At 72.3% G+C, this 20,722-nt stretch carries 17 protein-coding genes and 2 pseudogenes; 8 read left to right on the top strand and 11 right to left on the bottom strand.

Annotated elements, in window-relative coordinates:
* Window positions 1-11 precede the first annotated feature (11 nt).
* Genes ACFVWY_RS05015 through ACFVWY_RS04995 form a run of 5 tightly spaced genes read right to left on the bottom strand, consistent with a single transcriptional unit; the run spans window position 12 to window position 5,299 of the window.
* Window positions 12-815, bottom strand: coding sequence for an ABC transporter ATP-binding protein (locus tag ACFVWY_RS05015; protein ID WP_389867408.1), 804 nt, complete (start codon window positions 813-815; stop codon window positions 12-14).
* On the bottom strand, window positions 812-1,816 hold the full coding sequence (locus ACFVWY_RS05010; RefSeq protein ID WP_389867406.1) for an ABC transporter ATP-binding protein: 1,005 nt from the start codon (window positions 1,814-1,816) through the stop codon (window positions 812-814). Before ACFVWY_RS05010 ends, ACFVWY_RS05015 begins: the two co-directional genes overlap by 4 nt.
* 5 nt (window positions 1,817-1,821) lie before the next feature.
* The gene (locus ACFVWY_RS05005; protein WP_389867404.1) at window positions 1,822-2,715 is read right to left on the bottom strand and encodes an ABC transporter permease; all 894 of its coding nucleotides are present in this window, start codon (window positions 2,713-2,715) and stop codon (window positions 1,822-1,824) included.
* The gene (locus tag ACFVWY_RS05000; protein ID WP_389867402.1) at window positions 2,712-3,665 is read right to left on the bottom strand and encodes an ABC transporter permease; all 954 of its coding nucleotides are present in this window, start codon (window positions 3,663-3,665) and stop codon (window positions 2,712-2,714) included. Before ACFVWY_RS05000 ends, ACFVWY_RS05005 begins: the two co-directional genes overlap by 4 nt.
* Window positions 3,665-5,299 (bottom strand): ABC transporter substrate-binding protein, encoded by a 1,635-nt coding sequence (locus ACFVWY_RS04995; protein ID WP_389867400.1) that lies wholly within the window; start codon window positions 5,297-5,299, stop codon window positions 3,665-3,667. Before ACFVWY_RS04995 ends, ACFVWY_RS05000 begins: the two co-directional genes overlap by 1 nt.
* 131 nt (window positions 5,300-5,430) lie before the next feature.
* Here ACFVWY_RS04995 and ACFVWY_RS04990 point away from each other — a divergent pair, with 131 nt between their 5' ends.
* The gene (locus ACFVWY_RS04990; RefSeq protein ID WP_389867398.1) at window positions 5,431-6,495 is read left to right on the top strand and encodes a LacI family DNA-binding transcriptional regulator; all 1,065 of its coding nucleotides are present in this window, start codon (window positions 5,431-5,433) and stop codon (window positions 6,493-6,495) included.
* Between the two features lie 52 nt (window positions 6,496-6,547).
* Here the strand turns inward: ACFVWY_RS04990 and ACFVWY_RS04985 are convergent, their stop codons facing one another.
* Window positions 6,548-8,182: an amidohydrolase gene (locus ACFVWY_RS04985; RefSeq protein ID WP_389867396.1), complete on the bottom strand. Its 1,635-nt coding sequence runs from the start codon at window positions 8,180-8,182 to the stop codon at window positions 6,548-6,550.
* 124 nt (window positions 8,183-8,306) lie between these two features.
* Between ACFVWY_RS04985 and ACFVWY_RS04980 the strand changes: the two genes are divergently transcribed.
* Entirely contained in the window at window positions 8,307-9,029 is a 723-nt protein-coding gene (locus ACFVWY_RS04980) for a helix-turn-helix domain-containing protein (protein WP_389867395.1), read from the top strand.
* Window positions 9,030-9,121: 92 nt separating this feature from the next.
* Here ACFVWY_RS04980 and ACFVWY_RS04975 read toward each other — a convergent pair whose 3' ends face one another.
* Window positions 9,122-10,213 (bottom strand): glutamate--cysteine ligase, encoded by a 1,092-nt coding sequence (locus tag ACFVWY_RS04975; protein ID WP_389867393.1) that lies wholly within the window; start codon window positions 10,211-10,213, stop codon window positions 9,122-9,124.
* A 304-nt stretch (window positions 10,214-10,517) separates the two neighbouring features.
* Between ACFVWY_RS04975 and ACFVWY_RS04970 the strand changes: the two genes are divergently transcribed.
* The 3 genes and pseudogenes from ACFVWY_RS04970 to ACFVWY_RS04960 all read left to right on the top strand — a co-directional run.
* On the top strand, window positions 10,518-12,761 hold the full coding sequence (locus tag ACFVWY_RS04970) for a tetratricopeptide repeat protein (protein WP_389867737.1): 2,244 nt from the start codon (window positions 10,518-10,520) through the stop codon (window positions 12,759-12,761).
* Between the two features lie 54 nt (window positions 12,762-12,815).
* On the top strand, window positions 12,816-14,360 hold the full coding sequence (locus ACFVWY_RS04965; protein WP_389867391.1) for a phytoene desaturase family protein: 1,545 nt from the start codon (window positions 12,816-12,818) through the stop codon (window positions 14,358-14,360).
* A 198-nt stretch (window positions 14,361-14,558) separates the two neighbouring features.
* Window positions 14,559-14,875 (top strand): annotated as a pseudogene (locus tag ACFVWY_RS04960) (hypothetical protein); the annotation flags it as partial.
* On the opposite strand, the gene ACFVWY_RS04955 reads toward ACFVWY_RS04960, so the two are convergent.
* The gene (locus ACFVWY_RS04955; RefSeq protein WP_389867389.1) at window positions 14,840-15,631 is read right to left on the bottom strand and encodes a class I SAM-dependent methyltransferase; all 792 of its coding nucleotides are present in this window, start codon (window positions 15,629-15,631) and stop codon (window positions 14,840-14,842) included. The pseudogene ACFVWY_RS04960 and the gene ACFVWY_RS04955 sit on opposite strands and share 36 nt — an antisense overlap.
* Window positions 15,632-16,747: 1,116 nt before the next feature.
* Between ACFVWY_RS04955 and ACFVWY_RS04950 the strand changes: the two genes are divergently transcribed.
* From ACFVWY_RS04950 to ACFVWY_RS04940, 3 genes are read left to right on the top strand one after another with little or no spacing between them, the layout of a single operon-like run.
* Window positions 16,748-17,551, top strand: coding sequence for a thaumatin family protein (locus tag ACFVWY_RS04950; protein WP_389867387.1), 804 nt, complete (start codon window positions 16,748-16,750; stop codon window positions 17,549-17,551).
* 17 nt (window positions 17,552-17,568) lie between these two features.
* Complete coding sequence (locus ACFVWY_RS04945; protein ID WP_389867385.1) at window positions 17,569-18,435, top strand: glycoside hydrolase family protein; 867 nt, start codon at window positions 17,569-17,571, stop codon at window positions 18,433-18,435.
* Window positions 18,436-18,479: 44 nt separating this feature from the next.
* The gene (locus tag ACFVWY_RS04940) at window positions 18,480-18,899 is read left to right on the top strand and encodes a septal ring lytic transglycosylase RlpA family protein (protein WP_389867383.1); all 420 of its coding nucleotides are present in this window, start codon (window positions 18,480-18,482) and stop codon (window positions 18,897-18,899) included.
* A gap of 2 nt (window positions 18,900-18,901) precedes the next feature.
* Here ACFVWY_RS04940 and ACFVWY_RS04935 read toward each other — a convergent pair.
* From ACFVWY_RS04935 to ACFVWY_RS04925, 3 genes and pseudogenes are all read right to left on the bottom strand, one after another.
* Window positions 18,902-19,021, bottom strand: a pseudogene (locus ACFVWY_RS04935) (IS5/IS1182 family transposase); the annotation flags it as partial.
* A gap of 303 nt (window positions 19,022-19,324) precedes the next feature.
* Window positions 19,325-19,696: a hypothetical protein gene (locus ACFVWY_RS04930; protein WP_389867381.1), complete on the bottom strand. Its 372-nt coding sequence runs from the start codon at window positions 19,694-19,696 to the stop codon at window positions 19,325-19,327.
* 47 nt (window positions 19,697-19,743) lie between these two features.
* Window positions 19,744-20,718: an acetylxylan esterase gene (locus tag ACFVWY_RS04925; RefSeq protein ID WP_389867379.1), complete on the bottom strand. Its 975-nt coding sequence runs from the start codon at window positions 20,716-20,718 to the stop codon at window positions 19,744-19,746.
* Window positions 20,719-20,722 lie beyond the last annotated feature (4 nt).

Below are 20,722 nucleotides of genomic sequence, written 5' to 3'. Positions count from 1 at the left end.
CGGGCCCGTCCTCAGGTACGGCCGAGCGAGGCGTCCCAGCCGCGCCGGGGGACGGAGTCGAGGAGCAGCCTGGTGTACGGGTGCTCCGGCGTGTCCAGCACCCGTTCCGTCGGGCCCGACTCCACCGCCTGCCCGCCCTTGAGCACCAGCACGGTCGACGCCACGTGCCGCACCACGGCGAGGTCGTGCGTGACGAAGAGGTACGCGATCCCCGATGCGCGGCGGATCGTGGCGAGCAGGTCGAGGATCTGGGCCTGGATCGAGACGTCCAGCGCCGCGACCGCCTCGTCCAGGACGAGCACCCGCGGTTCCACCGCGAGGGCTCGGGCGATGGCCACCCGCTGGCGCTGACCGCCGGAGAGTGCCCGGGGCAGCGCCGCCGCCTCGCGCTCGCCGAGCCCGACCTGCTCCAGGAGCTCCCGCACCCGGGCGGCACGGGCCGCCGGAGCGAGCCGGGTGTGCAAGCGCAGCACCTCCGCCACGCAGTCCGCCACCGGCACCCGGGGGTCCAGCGAGAGGTACGGGTCCTGGAAGACCATCTGGATCTCCCGGGCCCGGGCCAGCCGTTCGGCCCGGCCGCGGGCCCGGGACGAGCGGTCCCGGCCGTCGAGGCGCACCGTGCCGCCGTCGGGGCGTTCCAGGCCGACGAGCATCCGTACGGTGGTCGTCTTGCCGCTCCCCGATTCCCCGACCAGGGCGAGGCAGTCGCCCGGGGCCAGGGCGAAGGACACGCCGTCGACCGCCTGGTGCTCGCCGTACCGTTTGCGCAGCCCCTCGACCACCAGGCCGTTCTCGGTCGTCGTGGCCTGCTTCACCGTGTGATCCCTTCGTCGGCGCGGTGGCACGCGGCGAGCCCGTCGCCGTACCGGGCCAGCGCGGGCGGTTCTTCGGTGCAGCGCGGCAGCGCGTGGGCGCAGCGCGCGGCGAAGGCGCAGCCCGGCGGGGCCTCGGCGAGCGAGACCGGGCGGCCGGGGATGGGCCGGGGCGGGGCCGCGTCCCGTTCGATGCGGGGCGTGCAGGCGAGCAGCCCCGCCGTGTACGGGTGCCGGGGCCGGTCGAACAGCTCGTCCGTCCCCCGGGTCTCGACGATCCGGCCGGCGTACATGACGTACACCCGGTCGCAGATCGCGGCGGCCAGTTCGAGGTCGTGCGTGACGAAGAGCAGGCCGGTGCCGCGTTCGGCGCGCAGCCGGGTGAGGATCGCGATGATCTCCGCCTGCGTCGTGACGTCCAGCGCGGTGGTCGGTTCGTCGGCGACGAGCAGCGCGGGTTCGGCGGCGAGCGCCGCGGCGATCACCACCCGTTGCAGCATCCCGCCGGAGAACTGGTGCGGGTAGCGGCGCAGGGCTCCGCGCGGATCCCGGATGCCGACCGCGCCGAGCAGTTCCTCGGCCCGCGCCGAGGCCGCGGCTGCGGGGGTTCCGGCAGCGCGCAGCCCCTCGGTGAGGAAGTCCCCGACCCGGCGCAGCGGGTTCACCGAGGCGCGCGGGTCCTGGAAGACCATGGCGACCTGACGGGTCCGCAGCTCGGTCAGCTCCGTACGGCCCAGGGTGAGCACGTCCCGGCCGCCGACCCGTACCTGTCCGGTGGTGTGCGCGCCGGACGGCAGCAGGCCGAGCACACTGCGGCAGGCCACGGACTTGCCGGAGCCCGACTCGCCGACCAGGCCGACGGTCTCGCCCGCGGCGACCCGCAGGCTCACCCCGTCGAGGATCGGGCGCGCGGCCCGGTCGCCGGGCAGCCGGATGCCGAGCCCGTCGATCTCCAGTACGGGGGTGTCACCGGGGGCGCCCGTGGAGGTGGTGCGCTCGGTCATGTCGTTCACCGTTCCCGCCGTGCGATCCGGTCGGCGATGCCCTCGCCGACGATGCTGAACGCCACCACGGCGAGCACGATGCAGGCCGAGGGCGCGAGAGCGGGCAACATCGCTCCCTGGAGGACGGCCGACTGACCGTCGTTGATCATGGCGCCCCAGTCGGCGGCCGGCGGCTGGACCCCGAAGCCGAGGTAGGACAGCGCCGCCAGGTCCATCAGCGCGTACCCGAAGTTCATCGCGGACTGCGCGAACACCGTCGGCGCGACGTTGGGGAGCAGATGGCGCAGGCAGATCGTCCAGCCGGACCAGCCCTGCACCCGGTAGGACTCGATGTAGGGGCGGGCCTTCTCCTGCCGGGCGATCCCGCGCACCAGCCGTCCCACGTACGGCGTGTAGGCCACGGCCATGGCGATCACCGGAGCCGTCATCCCGGAGCCGATCACGGCGACGAGCAGGATCGCGAGGAGCAGCCCGGGAATCGCGAACACCAGGTCCATCGACCGGGACAGGACGGTGTCCGCCCAGCCGCCCCGCCAGGCCGCGACCGTGCCGAGCACCGTACCGAGGGCGGTGGAGACGACGACGATCAGCAGCGGGCCCAGCAGACCGGTGCGCGCGCCGTGGATCAGCCGGGAGAGGATGTCCCGCCCGGACTGGTCGGTGCCGAGCAGGTGGTCGCCGGTGGTCCCGACCAGACTGGACGCGAGGTCGAGCGCTTCGGGGTCGTACGGCGCGAGGACCGGGGCGAGCGCGGCGACCAGGACGAGTACGGCGAGCACCGCGACGGAGACGGTGAACGCGGGGCCCTGGCCGAGCAGGCGCAGGCGGCGCAGGCCCGGTCGGCGGGACGGCCCGAGGGGCGCCCGCGCCGGTGCGGCCGCGGTTGCTGGTGAGGTCATGAGGAGCCTTCCCCCCGGAGGGTCAGACGGGGGTCGATGAGCGGGACGAGCAGGTCGACGGCCAGGTTCACCACGGCGAACGCCGCCACGCTGAGCAGGGTGATCGCCTGGACGACGGCGAAGTCCTTGGCCGTCACCGCCTGCACCAGCAGGGAGCCCAGGCCGGGGACGTCGAAGGCGGTCTCCACGATCGACGTGCTGATGAGCAGTCCGGCGAGCATCGTTCCGCCGACGGTGACGACGGGGCCGAGCGCGTTGCGCAGCACGTGCCTGCGCACCACGGCCCGTCCCGCCACACCCCGGGCGCGGGCCACCTCCACGTGCTCGCGCCCGAGTTCGTCGAGCATCGCCGAGCGGGTCACCCGCGCGAGCAGCCCCGCGAAGGAGAGGGCCAGCGCGACGGCGGGCAGGGTCAGGTGGTACAGCCGCTCCGTGAGACCGGAGGGGGTGCCGCCGGGGCCGGGGAACCAGCCCAGCCGTACGGAGAACACCGACACCAGCACGATGGCGGTGACGAACGCGGGCGTGGCGGTGGCCACCCCGGTGCCGATGAGCACCGAGCGGTCGAACAGCCCGGGGCGCAGCGCGGCGCCGATCCCCGCGGCCAGCCCGGTCAGCGCCACGAGCACCGCGGCGTAGCCGATGAGCAGCAGCGTGCTGCTCATCCGGGAGCCGATGAGCGACGAGACGTCCTGGTGGTACTGGGCGGAGCGGCCGAAGTCGCCGTGCAGCGCCCCGCCGAGCCACTGCGCGTACTGCGCGGGCAGCGGGTCGTCCAGGTGGTACTGGGAGCGCAGCGACTCCACCGCCTCCGGGGTGGCCGGACGGCCGTGCAGCAGGAAGGAGACCGGGTCGCCCGGGGCCAGGTGGACGGAGCCGAAGACCACGAGGGAGGTCACGAACAGCACGGCCACCATGCCCAGCAGCCGGCCGGTGAGGAACCGGGCCATTACTTCGCCGCTCCGATGCTGGCCGCCCACGGGTAGTAGAGCTGGGCGATGCCGGTCGGCGCGCCGGTGATGCGGTTGCCGAGGAAGACCGTGTACGGGGCCTCGTACACCGGGATGACGGGGAGGTCCCGCAGGGCGATGCGCTGGAGTCCGGCGGTCAGCTTGGCGCGCTTTTGCGGGTCGGGTTCGGCGTTCGCGCGGTCGAAGGCGGCGTCGAACTCGGGGTTGGAGTAGTTCCCGTAGTTCCCGAAGTCGCCCGTGCGCAGGTACTGGTAGAACTCGACCGGGTCCGGGGTGTTGTCGTACCCGTTGGTGATCACCAGGTCGAGACCGGCGCGTGCCGACGGATCGACGAAGATGCTGCTGTAGGCCTCCGCGGAGACGGACTTGAGCCGGACGTCCAGGCCGATCTGCCGACCGGCCCCCTGCACGGCGTTGGCGACGATGCTGACCTCGGGGGCGAGCGTGCTGGTCACCAGCGTGACCTTCTTGCCCTCCGCACCGGCCTCCCGCACCAGCTTCTTGGCCTTGGCGAGGTCGAACTCGGGCTCGGGAAGCGGGTCGTAGTACGTGGCGGCGCTCTCGGGGACCAGCGCCCAGGCGCCGCGTGCCGCCGGGGCCTTGGCGGGGGCGCCCACACCGCCTGCCGCGGCCTTGATGATCTCCTTGCGGTCGAGTGCCATCGACAGGGCCCGGCGGACCCTGACGTCGCCGAGCGTGCCCTTGAGGTCGAGTACGGAGAGGTCGGCGGCCGCGGTGTTGGGACCGAACAGGACCTTCCCCTTGCCGCTGCCGCGCAGCTGGGCCAGGGCCGAGGACGGCACCATGTAGCCGCCGTCGGCGGTGCCGGAGAGGAAGGCGTTGGAGCGTGCCGCCGGGTCCTCGATGAAGGTGAACTTCACCGACTCGGTCTTCGGGGTGAGCGCACGGTCCCAGTAGCCGGGGAACGCCTTCAGCGTCACGCTGTCGCCCCGGGACCAGGTGCCGAGAGCGTAGGGGCCGGTGCAGTTGACCCCGCCCTTCGCGGTGCCGTAGTCCTTGCCGGCCTTCTTCAGGTACGCGGCGCTCTCCACGGTGCCGGGTGACACGGCCATCATCTCGTGCAGCAGGACGTCGGGCCTGGACAGACGGAGCGTCACCTCCAGCGGGCCGGTCTTCTCGATCGTCCTGACGTTCTTGAACGTCGAGGCCCAGGGGGATCCGACGGCCGGGTCCAGGTGCCGCTTCAGGGAGGCGACCACGTCGTCGGCCGTCATCGTCGTGCCGTCGTGGAACCTGACGCCGGGGCGCAGGGTGTAGACCAGCGTGCGCGGGTCGGGGCGGTCGAAGCCGAGCGCGAGACCCGGCTCGATCCGGTGGTCGGGGGTGACCCGCAGCAGCTGCTCACAGACGTTGGCCAGGACGGTGTTGGGCGGGTAGTCGTACGCGAGCGCGTAGTCCAGGGTGTACGGCTCCGCGTAGAGGGACCAGGTGAGGGAGTCGAGTCCGCGCTTCGCGGCGGGCGAGGTCGGGGTGACCCGGTAGTCGGTCACGGCGCCGGTCTGCCGGGAGGTGGTGGCCCCGGAACAGGCGGTGGCGGCCACCGCGAGGGCGGCGGTACAGGTGATCAAGGCGGCGGTTCTGCGCATGCGCATGCGGACCAACCCCTTTACGGGTGTTGTGACGGGCGCTGGGAGTGGGAGTGAGTATTAATGCGGGAACGTTCCCGCACAAGACTTTGCGGGAACGGTTTTGCTGAGGTCAGGACAGTGACACCATCAACCGCATGACCGAAGCCCCACGACGGGCGGGAAAACCGCCCGAGGCCGGACCGCGGGTCCGGCTCGTCGACGTCGCCCGCGAGGCGGGCCTCTCCAAGACCACCGTCTCGGCGGCACTCAACGGCACCGGGCGCCTCTCCCCGGCCGTCCGGGAGAAGGCACGCGAAACCGCCCGGACCATGGGCTACCGGCCCAACGCCGTGGCACGCCAGCTGCGTGCGGGCCGGGCCCGGCTGATCGGGTACGTGGTCGGCGAACTGGCCGACGCCCCCTGGACGTTCCTGGAGTCCCCGTACTTCGCCCGGCTGACCGGGGCCACCGCCGTGACCGCGCTCGAACGCGGCTACGCGGTGGTGCTGCTGCCCGCCGGATCGTTGCAGGACGAATGGGCGGGGCTGCCGCTCGACGCGGTGGTCGTCGCCGATCCCGTCGCCGGTGACCGGATCGTCGACGAACTCCTCGCCGCGCGCATCCCGGTGTTCAGCGACCGCTCCGTCGAGGGGCGTCCAGGCGCGCACTGGGTGGACGTCGACCCCGGGGCGGCGACCCGCGAGGTGCTGGACCACCTCCGGGGGGAGGGAGCCCGGCGGCCCGCGATGGTGCTGCCCGGCAGCATGACCGCGTTCCACACGGGAGTGCTCGGCGCGTACCGGGACTGGTGCGCCGCGCACGGGCTGCCGGAGCGCACCACCCAGGTCGCGGTGCCCGGGAACGGCCCCGTCATCGCGGCGGTCGAAGCGGCCCTGGGCCGCGCGGGGGCGGCGGACGAGGGGCCCGACGCCCTGTTCGTGGTCGCCGAGGCGAGCCCGCCCCTCGTCCTGGAAGCGGCCCGCCGCCGTGGCTACCGGGTGCCCGGTGACCTCCTCCTGGTGTGTGTGAGCGAGGACGTGACCGCGGAGCACACCCGGCCTGCGGTGACCACGCTCAGCCTGCGGCCCCAGGACGTCGCCCGCGCCGGGACCGAACTGCTCATGTCCGTACTGGAGCGGGGAGACGCGGCACCCTCCGGGCGGCTGGTGCCGACCCGGCTCGACGTAAGGGACTCCTCGCGCCGGACGCCGTCCGGCTGAGCCGTCCGGCGGCCGGGACCGCCCCCGCGCGCCCCCGGCCGCCGGAGCGCACTCAGACGGAGTGGACGAGCTGGCCGCCCACGTAGGTGCGCTCCACCCGGGCCTGGCAGATCTCCTCGGCGGGCGCGGTGAAGATGTCCCGGTCGAGGACCACCAGGTCGGCCAGGTGCCCGGCGCGCAGACTCCCCGCGTCGTCCAGGCCGTTCACATGGGTGCTGCCCGCGGTGTAGGCGGCGACCGCGGTCTGGAGGCCGATCCGCTGTTCGGGCAGGAAGACCCGCTCGTCGGTGGTGCCGGGCTCCCTGCGGTTCACCGCCACGTGGATGCCTTCGAGCGGCGCCGGGCTGCTCACCGGCCAGTCGCTGCCCGCCGCCAGGGTCGCCCCGGCCCGCAGCAGGTCGCCGAACGGGTACTGCCAGGCGGCGCGTTCGGGGCCGAGGAACGGAATGGTCAGCTCGTCCATCTGCGCCTCGTGGGCGGCCCACAGCGGCTGGATGTTGGCGATCGCCCCGAGCCGGGCGAACCTGGGTACGTCCTCGGGGTGGACCACCTGGAGGTGGGCCAGGTGATGGCGGTTGCCGCGGCGGCCGTTGGCGGCGATCGCCGCCTCCACGGCGTCGAGCGCCTCGCGGACCGCGCGGTCGCCCAGCGCGTGGAAGTGGACCTGGAAATCGAGCGCGTCCAGCCGGGTGACGTACTCCCGGAGTGCGGCCGGATCCACGAAGCTGAGGCCGCTGTTGGCGGTGGCGCAGCCGCAGCCGTCAAAATACGGGGCGGTCATCGCGGCGGTGAAGTTCTCCGCGATCCCGTCCTGCATGATCTTCACCGAACTCGCCCGGAACCGTCCGTGGCACAGCCGCTCACGCAGCGCGACCAGCCGCTCGATCTGCTCCGCGCCCTGCTCCCGGTCCCACCACAGGGCACCGGTCACCCGGGCGGTGAGCGAACCGTCGCGGGCCGCCGCCAGATACGTGTCCGAGGGGTCCGGCTTGTCACCGAGATCCCCGAGCAGCGCGTCCTGCCAGCCCGTGATGCCCAGGGAGTGCAGCATCTCCTGGGCGCGCAGCAGCCCGTCGAGCCGCTCCCGCGCGGTGTTCGGCGGCACCAGGCGGGCCACCAGGGCGACCGCGCCCTCCTGGAGCATCCCGTTCGGGGTGCCGTCCGGCTCCCGCTCGATCCGCCCGTCCGCCGGGTCGGGGGTCCGCGCGGTGATCCCGGCCAGTTCGAGCGCCCGGCTGTTGGCCCAGGCGCCGTGGTGGTCCCGGTTCGACAGCAGCACCGGGCGGTCCGGGACGATCCGGTCCAGCAGCTGCCGGGTGGGCATCCCGCCCTCGAAGCTCTCCAGGGACCAGCCGCCCCCGGTGATCCACTCGCGTGCGGGGTGGGCCTGTGCGTACGCCCCGATCAAGTCCAGGTAGTCGTCCGCGCCGACGGTTCCGGTCAGATCGCACTCGGCCATCTCGACCCCGCCGTTCACGGCGTGGATATGGGCGTCCTGGAACCCCGGGAGCAGGAGCTTGCCCGTCAGGTCCACGACCTCGGTGCCGGGGCCGATGAGGTCGCGCACCTCGTCGTGGCCGACGGCGGTGATCCGGTCGCCGGTGACGGCGAGCGACGATGCCCGGCTGCGGGCCGGGTCCGCAGTGAAGACGGGGCCGCGGGTGAAGACCAGATCGGCTGCGGTCATGGGCTGCTCCAGAAAGAGTGGGGACGGGGCCCGGCACACGGCGGCACACGTCGGGGGAAGAGGACGGCGCCATCGAATAGGAGAGACGGTTCACACGTCAATGGTGTTGACGTAAGGTCGCTCCATGGCAGACCGAGTGGTTCCCGAAGGGCGGCGGCAGCGCCGCAGGCCCACCAAGCAGGGCGCGGTGCTCTCCGAGGAGCTGATCGTCCGGACCGCGCTGAACCTGATCGAGCAGCGCGGCGCCGAAGCGCTCTCCGTGCGCCGGCTGGGTGCCGCTCTGGGCGCCGACCCCAGCGCGCTGTACCGCTACTTCCGCAACACCGACGACCTGCTGCTCGCCGTCGCCGACGAACTGATCGGCCGCGCCCAGCAGGGCTGGACCCTGACCGGCTGCTGGCGGACCGACCTGCGCGCCATCGGGGTGCGCGTCCACGACTCGTACCGGGCCAACCCCCAGGCCGCGCTCCTTGCCGCGCACCGCACGACCGGCCGCCCGCACGAGATGCGCGCGGTCGAGATGATCCTGGGCGTGCTGCGGGAAGCGGGTTTCCCCGACGGGCTCGCGGTGCGGATCTACCACGCCTTCGTCGACCAGGCCCTGGCCTTCGCGGCCCAGGACGCCGCGGCCCTCGCCCTGCCGCCCGCCGCGCGGGCCGCCGACGCCGAGGTCTGGCAGGAGGCGTACGGCAGGCTGACCGCCGATACCCACCCGCACATCGCCGCCGCCTTCCCGCTGCTCGCCGCCGACATGCGGGCCAGCGGCTACCCCTTCGCGCTGGAGCTGATGCTCGACGCGGTGGCGGCGCTCAGACCCGCGACCGGGAAGGACAGGGAGAACGGCTGAGCACCGGGCCCTTGTGCCGGGGCCTTGTCCCTGGCCCTTGTACCGGGTCCGGAACCCGCCGCGCTGGGGGGAAACCCGTCGCAGGGCCGGTGTCAGACCAGTCCGACCGCCGGATCCAGCGCCACCAGGGCGTCCACCACATCGGTGAGCGAACCCCGGCGCGCGTGCACGGCCCGCTGGCGGTCGGCGCCCGTACCCGTGGCCGCCAGCCGTCGGAGCAGCGCGACGGCGGTCGCCCGGTCACCTGTCTCCTCCAGCGCCGGACCGAGGTGGCCCAGAAGCGACGGCACCAGATCACCGGCCGGGGCGAGCAGACCGGTGCGCGGGTCCATCACCGCACCGCGCAGCCCGTCGCGCGCCGCCCGCCAGCACGCCGCCCGCAGGAGTTCGGCGCAGACCTCGGGGCCGGGGTCGCCCCGCTCGACGGCCCACAGCGCGGTCACCGTCAACGCCCGCACCAGCACGGCCAGCAGGGCGCTCTCCTCGGCCGTCACGGGGACATCGGCCGCCCGCACCTCGATCGTCGGATAGCGGGACGACGGCCGGACGTCCCAGAAGACCGTGCGGCGGTCCGGCAGGGTTCCGCTGCCGGTCAGCACCGCGAGGAGCGACTCGTACGCGCCGAGGGACGCGAAGAACGGCGGCGGCCCGGAAACCGGCCAGCGCTGCCACATCATGCGGCGCCAGCTCGCGTACCCCGTGTCATGACCGCAGAAGAACGGTGAGTTGGCCGACAGCGCGATCAGATGCGGGAGCCAGGGGCGCAGGTGATTGCTCACGAGGACGGCGCGCTCCTGGTCCGGAACGCTCACATGCACATGGGCCGCGCAGATGACGTGCTCCTCGACCAGGCGCCGGTAGTCCCGCAGCTGCTCCGCGCAGCGCCTTCCGTCACTGACCGGCATCGGGATCGGCGCCCCGAGCGGTACGGTGCCGACCGCGGCGATCCGCGCCCCCGCGCTCCGGGCGGCGGCCGCGACGGCGCCCCGTAAACGCCGCAGTTCCGCGTGGAGTTCCCCGAACGAGCCGCACGGCGGCGTCCTGGTCTCCACCTGGTACCGGCCCAGCTCGCGCGAGACCAGATCGCCCACGTCCTGCGCGGCCCCGCGCACCACCTCATCGGCGCGCGGCACGACTTCACGGCTGAGGGGGTCGACGAGGAAGTACTCCTCCTCGACACCCATCAGAGGTACCGAAGGAGGTAATCCGCTCGAAACGGCCATGAAGGTCATGCTAGGAGGAACCCTCGTGCCCGGCAATGGGCGCTCAGACCCCCGCACCGGTGCGACGGGGGATGTCGGTGGCCGCACGTATCCTGCGCGTACGCACGTCGTCGAGCGGGAGGTACCGACATGAGCGACACGGATCCGGTGCGCGACACCGCTGCGCCGTGGCGCCGCATCCCCGCCATACTGGACGGGCCGGGGAGGGCGCGGGTACAGGCGTAGCGACGGGGGGCGACAGCAGGCGATGGCGGATACGCAGGCGATGGCGGACACCACGCTGGTCCAGAGCCGGTACCGGCTGCTCGAACGGATCGGGCGCGGCGGCATGGGCGAGGTGTGGCGTGCCCAGGACGAGTCGTTGGGGCGGCATGTCGCCGTCAAATGCCTCAAGCCGATGGGATCCCAGCACGACCAGTCCCTCACCCGCGTCCTGCGCGAGCGATTCCGCCGCGAGGCCCGGGTCGCCGCCTCGCTCCAGCACCGCGGCGTCACCGTCGTCCACGACTTCGGCGAGCACGAAGGCGTCCTCTATCTGGTGATGGAGCTTCTGGACGGGCGCAACCTCAGCCAGCTCCTGGACGACAACAAACAGAGCCCGCTGCCCGTGGCCGATGTCGTCGACATCGCCGAACAGGTCGCCGACGCCCTCGGCTACACCCACCGCCAGGGCATCGTGCACCGCGACCTCAAGCCCGCCAACATCATGCGGCTGACCGACGGCACGGTGAAGATCTGCGACTTCGGCATCGCCCGGCTCGGCCACGACATCGGCTTCAGCTCCCGTCTCACCGGCACCGGCATCGCCATGGGCACCCCGCACTACATGTCGCCCGAGCAGATCAGCGGCGGCCAGGTCGACCACCGCAGCGACCTCTACTCACTGGGCTGCGTGCTGTACGAGATCGCCACCGGGGCACCGCCGTTCGACCTCGACGACGCCTGGGCCGTCCTGGTCGGGCACCGCGACACCCAGCCCCGGCCGCTGCGCACCCACCGGGCCGAACTGCCCGGTTTCTTCGACCGCGTGGTGCTGGAGCTCCTGGCCAAGACCCCCGAGGAGCGGCCCGCCGACGCGGGCGATCTGCGCCACCGGATCGCCATCGGCCGCACCGGCGAACAGCCGCACCTGCCGCCCACCGGTCCGGTGCCGCTCGCGCCGCCGGTGCCCGTGACGCACCCCGCGCAGCGACTGCCCCACTGGGCCCTCAAGATGACCGGCGGGCACCCCGCGGCCGGGCCCCGGCCGGAAACCGTGCCCGGCCACTTCACCGGCCTTACGGGCGAGTGGACCACCGGCACCGACCCGCGCACCCCGGCCGACGGCCTCCCGCCGGTCCGTACCGAGCGCCCCACCCCCTCGCCGGAGCTGCTCTCCGTTCTCGCTGACCGCCACAGCGCCGGGCTCAGCCTGGGGCGGCTCGGCCGGTGGGAGGAGGCCGGTGAGGTGCACCGGGCGGTCGCCGCCGAACGCGAGCACGCCCTGGGGCCCGACCATCCCGACACCCTCGCCAGCCGGTACGAGATCGGCTTCTCCCTCAGCCGCACCGGCCGCGCCGCGGACGCCCTGCGCGAGTTCGGCCGTGTCGCCAAGGGCCGCGAGCGCGTCCTGGGCCCCGACCATCCCGACACCCTCGCCGCCCGGCAGGAGAGCGCGTACGTGCTGGGCAGGCTGGCCCGCCACTTCGAGGCCCATCAGGTGTACGCCGAGGTGCTCGCCTCCCGGGAGCGGACGATGGGCCCCGGCCATCCCGACACCCTGCGCTGCCGCCACAACCTCGCCTTCAACCTGGGCAGACTGGGGCGCCTGGAGGACTCGTACCAGATGGCCAGGGAGGTGGTGGCGGCCCGCACCCGGCTGCTCGGCGCCGACCACCCCGACACCCTGGTGACGCTCTACGAAGTGGCGTACACCCTGGGTCGGCTGGGGCGCTGGGCGGAGGCCCTCCAGGCCTACCGGGAGGTCGCCCGGTCCCGGACCAGGTCGCTCGGTGCCGACCACCCCGAGACCCTGGCCGCCCGCTACGAGGTCGGTATCGGCCTCGGCAGGCTGGGCCGCAGCACAGAGGCCCTGGAGCTGTACCGCACCCTGGTGGCGGACCGGACCAGGGCCGGCGGGCCCGAGGACCCCGAGACGCTCCGCGCCCGCCACGGCGTCGGCGTCAATCTCGGGCGGCTGGCCCGCTGGGAGGAGGCGGTCGCCGAGGCCCGGGAGGTGTGCGCGATCCGCGAACGCGTCCTGGGAGCCGACCACGCCGACACCCTGGTCAGCCACCGGGAGGTCGCCGTCGGGCTCGGCTGGCTCGGCCGCTGGTCCGAGGCCCTGACCGCCTACCGCACGGTCGCCGAGGCCCGCGACCGGCTCCTGGGGGCCGGTCATCCCGACGCCCTCGCCGCCCGCAACGACGAGGCGCACTGCCTGGAGCAGCTCGGCCGTGGCCCCGAGGCCGTCGAGCTGTACCGCCAGGTCGCGGCCCTGCGCCGCAACCGGCAGATGTCCCCGGGATGACCCGGCCCGCCACGGCTCCTGGCCGGCGGCGAGCGTGCTGTGCTACGAAGGGCCATGCCCGCACCCGACAGCTATGACGCAGTGATCGTGGGCGGCGGCCACAACGGACTGGTCGCCGCCGCCTACCTCGCCCGTGCCGGACAGTCGGTCCTGGTCCTGGAACGCCTGGACACCACTGGCGGGGCCGCCGTCTCGACCCGCCCCTTCGACGGGGCCGATGCCCGCCTGTCGCGCTACTCGTATCTGGTCTCCCTGCTCCCGCCGAAGATCGTCCGCGATCTCGGACTGGACTTCGCGGTACGCAAGCGGACCGTCTCCTCCTACACCCCGACCGTGCGCGGCGGCCGGGCCACCGGACTGCTCGTCGGCGCCGACCGCACCCGGGAGTCCTTCGCCGCGCTCACGGGCTCCGACCGGGAGTTCACGGCGTGGCAGCGCTTCTACGGCATGACGCGGCACGTCGCCGAACGGGTCTTCCCGACTCTCACCGAACCTCTGCCGGACCGCGCCGCCCTGCGTGAGCGGATCGGCGATCCGGAGGCCTGGCGGACTCTCTTCGAGGAACCCATCGGCGTCGCGGTCGAGCGGGAGTTCACCGACGACCTGGTCCGCGGAGTCGTCCTCACCGATGCCCTGATCGGTACCTTCGCCGACGCCCACGATCCCGCGCTGGTCCAGAACCGCTGTTTCCTCTACCACGTGATCGGCGGAGGCACCGGTGACTGGGACGTCCCCGTCGGCGGCATGGGCGCGCTCACCGACGCCCTCGTGCGCGCCGCCCGCGAGGCCGGGGCGGAGATCCGCGTCCGGCACGAGGCGACCAGGATCGAGACCGACGGGCGGCGAGCCGAGGTGACCGTCCGCTCGCCCGGGGCGCAGCATGTCGTCGCGGCCCGTACCGTGCTCGTCAACGCCTCGCCGCAGGCGCTCGCCGGGCTCCTCGGCGAGGAGCCGCCCGCCGCGGCCGAGGGGGCCCAGCTGAAGGTGAACATGCTGCTCACCCGGCTGCCCCGGCTGAAGGACCGCTCCGTCGACCCGCGCGAGGCGTTCGCCGGAACGTTCCACATCGCCGAGGGCTACGGGCAGCTGGCCGACGCCTACCGGGACGCGGCGGCCGGACGGCTGCCCGCCGCCCCGCCGTCCGAGATCTACTGCCACTCGCTGACCGATCCGTCGATCCTCGGCCCGGACCTGGCGGCCCGCGGATACCAGACGCTCACCCTGTTCGGCCTGCACACCCCCGCACGGCTCTTCGCCGCCGACAACGCGGCGACCCGCGCAGAACTGCTGGCGGCGACGCTCGCGCAGCTTGACGCGCACCTCGACGAGCCGGTCACCGACTGCCTGGCCCGCGACGCGAACGGTGCGCCGTGCATCGAGGCGAAGACCCCGCTCGACCTGGAACGGGAGCTGCGGCTGCCCGGCGGCCACATCTTTCACCGGGACCTCGCCTTCCCGTACGCCGACGGGCTGACCGGACGGTGGGGGGTGGAGACCGCCCATGCCAACGTGCTGCTCTGCGGGGCCGGTGCGGTGCGGGGCGGCGGGGTCAGCGGGGTGCCCGGCCACAACGCCGCGATGGCGGCGCTGGGCCGGTGACCCGCACGGCTCGGCGACGGCTCTCTAAGGGCTGTCGTCGCACGCCCGCCAGGGATTGCGGGACAGCCCTTAGCCCGACTCTGTCGGGGATCTTGGAGTCTCCCGGTGAGACAGCGTGGTCAACGGTCATGCGCGGGTAGTTCCGCCGACCGAGGAAGCTGTCGAGGGTGCCCGTTGTCCCTTCGCCGCCGTTCCGGTGCCGTGCACCCCGCTGAGAAGCGCGTTGCGACCGTGTGCGACAGCTACTTGCCGCACCTGACCACCCGGCAGTGTCGCCGGGTAGCGGGCCGGGCCGAGGCCGACAACGCCGAGGTCGCCTGCACGCCGGCCAACTCTTCATGGCTCAACCGGATCGAGGCCCAGGTCACCGCCCTGCGCTGCTTCCCTCTCGAGAGCACCAACCACTCCAGCCACAAGGAGCAGGGAAGCATGATCCGCCGTTACACACCTGGCGGAACAAGCATGCTCAGGACGAGCACCTACGCGAGGTCGTGAACAGGGCCAACGCCGCCTGATGCGGTGGAGGCCGCGTCCCGACGGAACAACGCGGTCCACAGAAACGTCACGCCGAAGAGCGCTGACTCGGGCGGCTCTTCCCGCATGCGGCGCAGTTCGACCTGCGTCAGGTCAGAGAAGATCCAGCGCAGCGATTCGGGCGTGTAGGCGAGGCCGCCCTGCAACTCGCGTGCACGGTACAGGTCCGCATCGGCGAGCTCCGACCCCATGCCCATCTCACCAGCGGCGAAGCAGGTGAGCGCGAGATGGCCGCCGGGGGCCAGAACGCGGTCGAGGAGAGCCAGGTAGCTGACGCGGCGGTGTGGCGGCAGATGGTGGAAACACCCTGAGTCGACGACCAGGTCATACGGGCCGCTCAACTCGGCGGCGGGAAGGGCGAAAGCGTCACCGCAGAGGAACCGGGCGTCGGCTCCACCCTCGCGAGCCCGGTCCTCGGCCCAGGCGACGGCCACCGGGGAGAGGTCGACGGCGTCCACCTCGAAGCCGTGCGATGCGAGGTACAGGGCATTGCGGCCCGCCCCGCATCCCAGGTCCAGGGCCCGACCGGGAGCGACCAGACCCTGGTCGAGGTAGGCGGCCAGGTTCTCGTCCGGTTTCGCCCCGAAGAACGCGACCGGCCTTGACCGGTCCGCGTAGAAGCGATCCCAGAAGACCTTGCGGTCGCCGGTCGCCACCTGGCCGGTCTCAGATTCAGATGCGAACAACCCGTCCAGAAGCGCGAGAACATCCTCGACGGTGCGTACGGTCCGGTCCACCCGGCCCCCCTTTCGACCAGGATCGATCATAGAGATGAGATCGGACGAAAGACCAGGTCAGACGGTGCCTAGCGGCGGCTGGAGCGGACTGCTGCGGGCCTCGGAGGAGACCGGGAGGCAACCCACCCCAGGCCCCGGCCCCGCGTCCGCCAACGCACCCCTCAGAGGTCAGGAAATGGCCCCACCCGACCGCGCGCGGCAGACTATTTCGACGATTCCCAGGGGGGTGCTTCAGGGCGACCGTTGTCTGATGCGGCACTGGTGATCAAGGAAGGGTGCTTTCAGGGCCGATGGGCGGCCTGTCCGAGCGTCGCCTCTGAGAGATCGTCAGGGTGCTTTCTGCCGGGCGCGGCGGGTGGCTTCTCGCCGGTGCTGGGCCGAACGCTTCGCAGTGGTGCCGTCCGAAGACGTACAGCGGGATGTGCGGCCTGAGTCTCAGATGTCCGGGACAGTCCGGCGGCGGTCCGAGTGAGACGCAGGTAACCGAACTCATGTGCGCCCCCGCTGCGGCGGTTTCCGGAGGGCGTGGAGCGTGCAGGATCTGTTCCAGGCGCCGTCAGTAACGGTGTGATCGAGCGTCGGCCCCTTGGCCCCAGTGGCTTCGCGATTGGCCTGTGCAGGCGAGGAGACGTATGTCCGGCGGACTGACGGGGGTCGGCAACGCGCTGCCGATGGCTCCCGGGGCCGCCGGTTCCAGGAGGCCGGTCTTCCGGCATCCGGATCACTCGAAGGCGGTACGGGCCTGGCTCCTCGTCGGCCGGGCGCGAATCGAGAAGCGCCTCCTTTCGTCCTGCTCGTCCGAGTCGGGGCCGACGAACGGGGCAAGGCCCGTACGAGGGCACCTGCTGGACGCAAGGGCAGGTCAGGCGTCTCCTTCCGAGCCCTGGACGAAGCCCGCCGTCTTCGGCGAGTACGGCATCAGCGGGTTCGTCCGGATGGGGGCGAGCGGTGGGGTGCCGGTCCGAAGACGGTCCGGATCCTGACCCCGTGCCCGTCGCGACGCGCTCCGGGCACCGCACGTCCTGCCGACGCTCGCCGAACGCACCGGTGTGACCGGCTCAGCCCCGACTCCCCATCCCGCACCGCACATTCGACGGAGGAGATTTGCGCAAGGTCTTGAGTATTCTGGCGGCCACGACTGCCGTGGTCGCCGCGCTGCTGATGCTGGTCCCCTCGCCCACGGGCGCCCGGCCCCAGGCGAGGCCGGTCATGGATACGGTGCTCGACGGAGCCGCCCCGGCCGCGGTCGCCGCGACCACCCACACGGTGACGTTCGTCAACAGCACCGGCAAGACGATCTGGATCGGCAGCACCGTCAACGCCGACGGTTCCAAGAACTTCGGATCGTTGCCGGTCCTGGAGCCCGGGCAGTCGGCGACGGTGGCCGTCCCGGAGGACGCGGACCCCGGCTACTGGCGCGGCAAGTTCTTCGCCCGTATGGGGTGCGGCGGCGAGTCCGGCAGCGATTTCCACTGCGAGCTGGGCGACTGCGGTCCCTTCGCCGACCACTGCGCGCCGAATACCGGTGAACAGCCGGTCAGCCTCGCCGAGTTCAACTTCGACCGCGGTGACGGCCTGGCGCCCTGGTACGACGTGAGCTACGTCAACGCCTTCTCCGTGCCGATCACGATCACCCCCACCGAGGTGTCCGGCTCCGGTGGCGGCTGCGGCGAGGTGGGCTGCCCCGAGGATCTGCTGCCGAAGTGTCCCGCCGACAACCTGACACGGTGGGGCGACGGCACGCCGAAGTTGTGCACCAGCCCGGAGCGCGACGCCAGGACTCCCTACAGCGACATGATCGCCACCAACTGCCCGAAGGCGTACGGCTGGTCGAAGCAGGACCAGGAGCCGGGCAACCAGGTCATGCGGCAGTGCAGCCGGTGCAGCGGCTTCACGGTCGAATTCCACCGCGGCGCCTGAACGGACGGGAACACACCATGCGCAGAAGAAGTGTCCTCACCGCCGCACTGGCGGCCCCGCTCGCGCTCTCGGCCACCGGCCGCGCCGCGGCGGCCCAGGCGCCGAGCGGCGCCCCGGCCGCGGACCGGACCGCGGCTTCGGAAGCCGCCGACGTGAAGAAGAAGGGCGTAAGCGCCTGGAATTTCGACGGCGTCGCCCAAGACCTCGCCGATTCCGGGGCCGGCTGGTTCTACGCCTGGTCCTCGGGCAGGTCAGGGATCGCCGCGCCCGATGGCGTCGAGTTCGTCCCGATGATCTGGGGGCCGGGCTCGGCGACCGACGCCGAGCTGGATCAGGCCAAGCAGCAGGGTACGATCCTGCTCGGCTTCAACGAGCCCGACCATCCGGGGCAGGCGGCCATGTCCGTGCAGCAAGCACTCGATCTGTGGCCCCGGTTGCAGTCGACGGGCCTGCGGCTCGGCGCGCCCGCGGTGGCCACCGGCGCGGACACCGCCGACGGCTGGCTCGACCAGTTCCTCCGGGGCGCCACCAGCCGCGGCCTCAACGTCGATTTCCTGCCCGTCCACTGGTACGGCGCCGACTTCAACGCCACCAACGCCACCAGCCAGTTGCGCGGCTACCTCCAGGCCACCTACGACCGCCACCGCAAACCTCTCTGGCTCACCGAGTACGCCCTCATCGACTTCTCGTCCGGCACGCCGCGGTACCCGGCCCAGGAGCAGCAGGCGGCCTTCGTGCAGCAGTCGACGGCCATGCTCCAGGGCCTGCCGTTCGTCGAGCGGTACGCCTGGTTCACGCTCTCCACCAGCCGCGGCGACGGCACTGGACTGTACGACGGCACGACCGCCACGCAGGTGGGTGCCGCCTACCGCGCGGCGGGCTGACTCGCAGCCCTGCCCCGCGTTCCCGCTCCGGAAAGAAAGCGACCATGATCCGCTCACTCCTTCTCGCCCGGTCGGCCATCGGCCTCACCGCCCTCGCGGCGGTGGTCGTAGCGGCGCCGCCCAGCTCCGCCGTACCGCTCGCCGACACCTGCTGGGCGACGCACTACGGCCCCATCCCACCCGGCTCCTACACCGCCAGCGGCGAGATCTTCGACAACAACGCGGACACTGCGGCGACCTCCCTCTCCCGCGATCCGCAACTCCCCTTCAACACCCTGGTGAAGGTCACCAACAACGCGAACGGCGCGTCCCTCGTCGTCCGCATCAACGACCGTGGCACCTTTGCCCAGACCCCGCAGGAACCCAAGTGCCTCGACCTCACCGATGGCGCCTTCCAGCGCCTCGGCGGCGTCATCGACCCGGACCAGGGCCACATCGAGGTGACGCAGGAAGTGCTTCCGTAGGCCCTGTCTGACAAACGATCTCGGGTGGGTTCGCGGAGCCAGAGGACGAGTGAGGCGAGGTGGACTCCGGCCTTGTGGCGGGCGGCGAGTTCGTCGAAGCGGGTCGCGATCGCGCGGAACTGGCCGGGCAGCCGGGTCATGGCAACATGACCCGGCTACCCGGCCCATGGCGCGGCGTGGCCCCCCGCTTTGACAAGACCGCCACCCTCTACCTCGCCGCCATTCTCATCCGGTCAGCCAGGTGACTCCAGCCGGGCTGCCCAAGGGCTGTCCCGTAATCCCCGGTGGATCAGCGTGCGGCGTCAGACGCGGTGCATCGCACGGCGGAGGGACGCCCGAATACTGGATGGATCCGGGCGTTCCGACAACGCGGCGAGGTGCCGTGGCTGTCGTCGCACGCCCGCCAGGGGAGTACGGGACAGCCCTTAGACCCATCCCTCGTCGAGATCGACCATCCAGGTGTCCCCCACTGCCTTGTGCAGTCCCGCCAGGGCCGCGACGTCTGCGATGGCTGCCGGGGCGTCAGACCACCGCAACGGGGAGTCGGGGACGCTGTTGCGGGTGTAGACCGGCAGCTCACCGTTGCAGCTGAAGGCGTGCAGCGGTGGGGGAGCTTCGTTGAACCATGCGGGACAGTTCTCCTCGGCCCACGCAGCCGCGGCGTCGACACGATCGACATGTGCCAGTAGATGCTCAGGAGCAGGCCCGCCGCTGAACTGCACGAGGAAGCCCTGAGCGTCCACTGCCCACCAATCCCACATGAACCCAGGTCGGGGGTGCCGCAGAATCGTCGTCATGCCGTCACCGTATCCAGGCCGGGCAGGACCGCTGAAGGTGACAGCCCTTAGCGGCCGAACACGCCCCGCAGCGCGACCAGCTTGCGCGGCAGATCGTACTCCGCGCCGCCTTCGTGCCCGTTGTACGGGAACACCTCGATCCGCGCCGGACCGGCGTAGCGGTGGTACGCGGCGAACACGGTGGACGACGGGCAGATCCGGTCCATCAGGCCGACCGAGAACCAGGCCGGGGCGTGCGCCCGTGCCGCGAAGTTGACCCCGTCGAAGTAGGACAGGGTCTCCATCGCCTCCTCGATCCGGAAGCGGTGCCCGGACAGCCAGCGGGCGATCTCCGCGTACGGCCCGGCGTCCGTGATCTGCGAGGCGCGCCGGAAGTGGCAGAGGAACGGCACATCGGCGACGGCGGCCGCGATGTCGTCGCGCAGACCGGCCACGGCCAGCGCGAGCCCGCCGCCCTGGCTGCCGCCGAGTACCGCCACCCGTGCGGCGTCCACCGCCTCGTGGGCCTTCACGGCGTCGACCGCCCGCACCGCGTCGGTGATCAGCCGCCGGTAGTAGTGGCGGTAGGGGTCCTCAATGCCCCGGGTCAGGAAGCCGGGGGAGGAGGAGCCGTGCCCGTCCGGGCCGATGTCCGGGGTGTCCGCGGTGTTCTTGCCGCCGCCGCCCTGCCCCCGGTTGTCCATCACCAGATGCGCGTACCCCAGCGAGCTCCACACCGGCCAGGAGTACGGGATGCCCCGGCCGCCGTTGTAGCCGATGTACTGCACCACGGCGGGCAGCGGCCCGGAGCGCTGCTTCGGCAGCAGCAGCCACGCCTTCACCGGCTGCCCGCCCCAGCCCCGGAACGCCACGTCGAACACGTCGAGCGTCGCGAACCCGGCGTCGTACGGGACGAACGCGACGTCCAGGCCGTGGCGGCCGGTCTCGGCGAGCGTCTTCTCCCAGAACGCGTCGAAGTCGGCCGGCTCCTCCGGCTCGGGCCGGTAGTCGCGCAGCTTCTCCAGCGACAAGTCGAACAGCAAGGGT

Origin of the sequence: Streptomyces sp. NPDC058195, assembly GCF_042883525.1 — a bacterium.
GTDB lineage: Bacteria > Actinomycetota > Actinomycetes > Streptomycetales > Streptomycetaceae > Streptomyces.
This window is presented reverse-complemented; position numbering and strand designations above follow the sequence as displayed.

What these genes read in the sequence shown, in the direction of transcription:
- ACFVWY_RS05010 (WP_389867406.1), bottom strand. Translation starts at nt 1,816, where the DNA reads ATGACCGAGCGCACCACCTCCACGGGCGCCCCCGGTGACACCCCCGTA.
- ACFVWY_RS05005 (WP_389867404.1), bottom strand. Translation starts at nt 2,715, where the DNA reads ATGACCTCACCAGCAACCGCGGCCGCACCGGCGCGGGCGCCCCTCGGG.
- ACFVWY_RS05000 (WP_389867402.1), bottom strand. Translation starts at nt 3,665, where the DNA reads ATGGCCCGGTTCCTCACCGGCCGGCTGCTGGGCATGGTGGCCGTGCTG.
- ACFVWY_RS04995 (WP_389867400.1), bottom strand. Translation starts at nt 5,299, where the DNA reads ATGCGCATGCGCAGAACCGCCGCCTTGATCACCTGTACCGCCGCCCTC.
- ACFVWY_RS04990 (WP_389867398.1), top strand. Translation starts at nt 5,431, where the DNA reads ATGACCGAAGCCCCACGACGGGCGGGAAAACCGCCCGAGGCCGGACCG.
- ACFVWY_RS04985 (WP_389867396.1), bottom strand. Translation starts at nt 8,182, where the DNA reads ATGACCGCAGCCGATCTGGTCTTCACCCGCGGCCCCGTCTTCACTGCG.
- ACFVWY_RS04980 (WP_389867395.1), top strand. Translation starts at nt 8,307, where the DNA reads ATGGCAGACCGAGTGGTTCCCGAAGGGCGGCGGCAGCGCCGCAGGCCC.
- ACFVWY_RS04975 (WP_389867393.1), bottom strand. Translation starts at nt 10,213, where the DNA reads ATGGGTGTCGAGGAGGAGTACTTCCTCGTCGACCCCCTCAGCCGTGAA.
- ACFVWY_RS04970 (WP_389867737.1), top strand. Translation starts at nt 10,518, where the DNA reads ATGGCGGACACCACGCTGGTCCAGAGCCGGTACCGGCTGCTCGAACGG.
- ACFVWY_RS04965 (WP_389867391.1), top strand. Translation starts at nt 12,816, where the DNA reads ATGCCCGCACCCGACAGCTATGACGCAGTGATCGTGGGCGGCGGCCAC.
- ACFVWY_RS04945 (WP_389867385.1), top strand. Translation starts at nt 17,569, where the DNA reads ATGCGCAGAAGAAGTGTCCTCACCGCCGCACTGGCGGCCCCGCTCGCG.
- ACFVWY_RS04940 (WP_389867383.1), top strand. Translation starts at nt 18,480, where the DNA reads ATGATCCGCTCACTCCTTCTCGCCCGGTCGGCCATCGGCCTCACCGCC.
- ACFVWY_RS04930 (WP_389867381.1), bottom strand. Translation starts at nt 19,696, where the DNA reads ATGACGACGATTCTGCGGCACCCCCGACCTGGGTTCATGTGGGATTGG.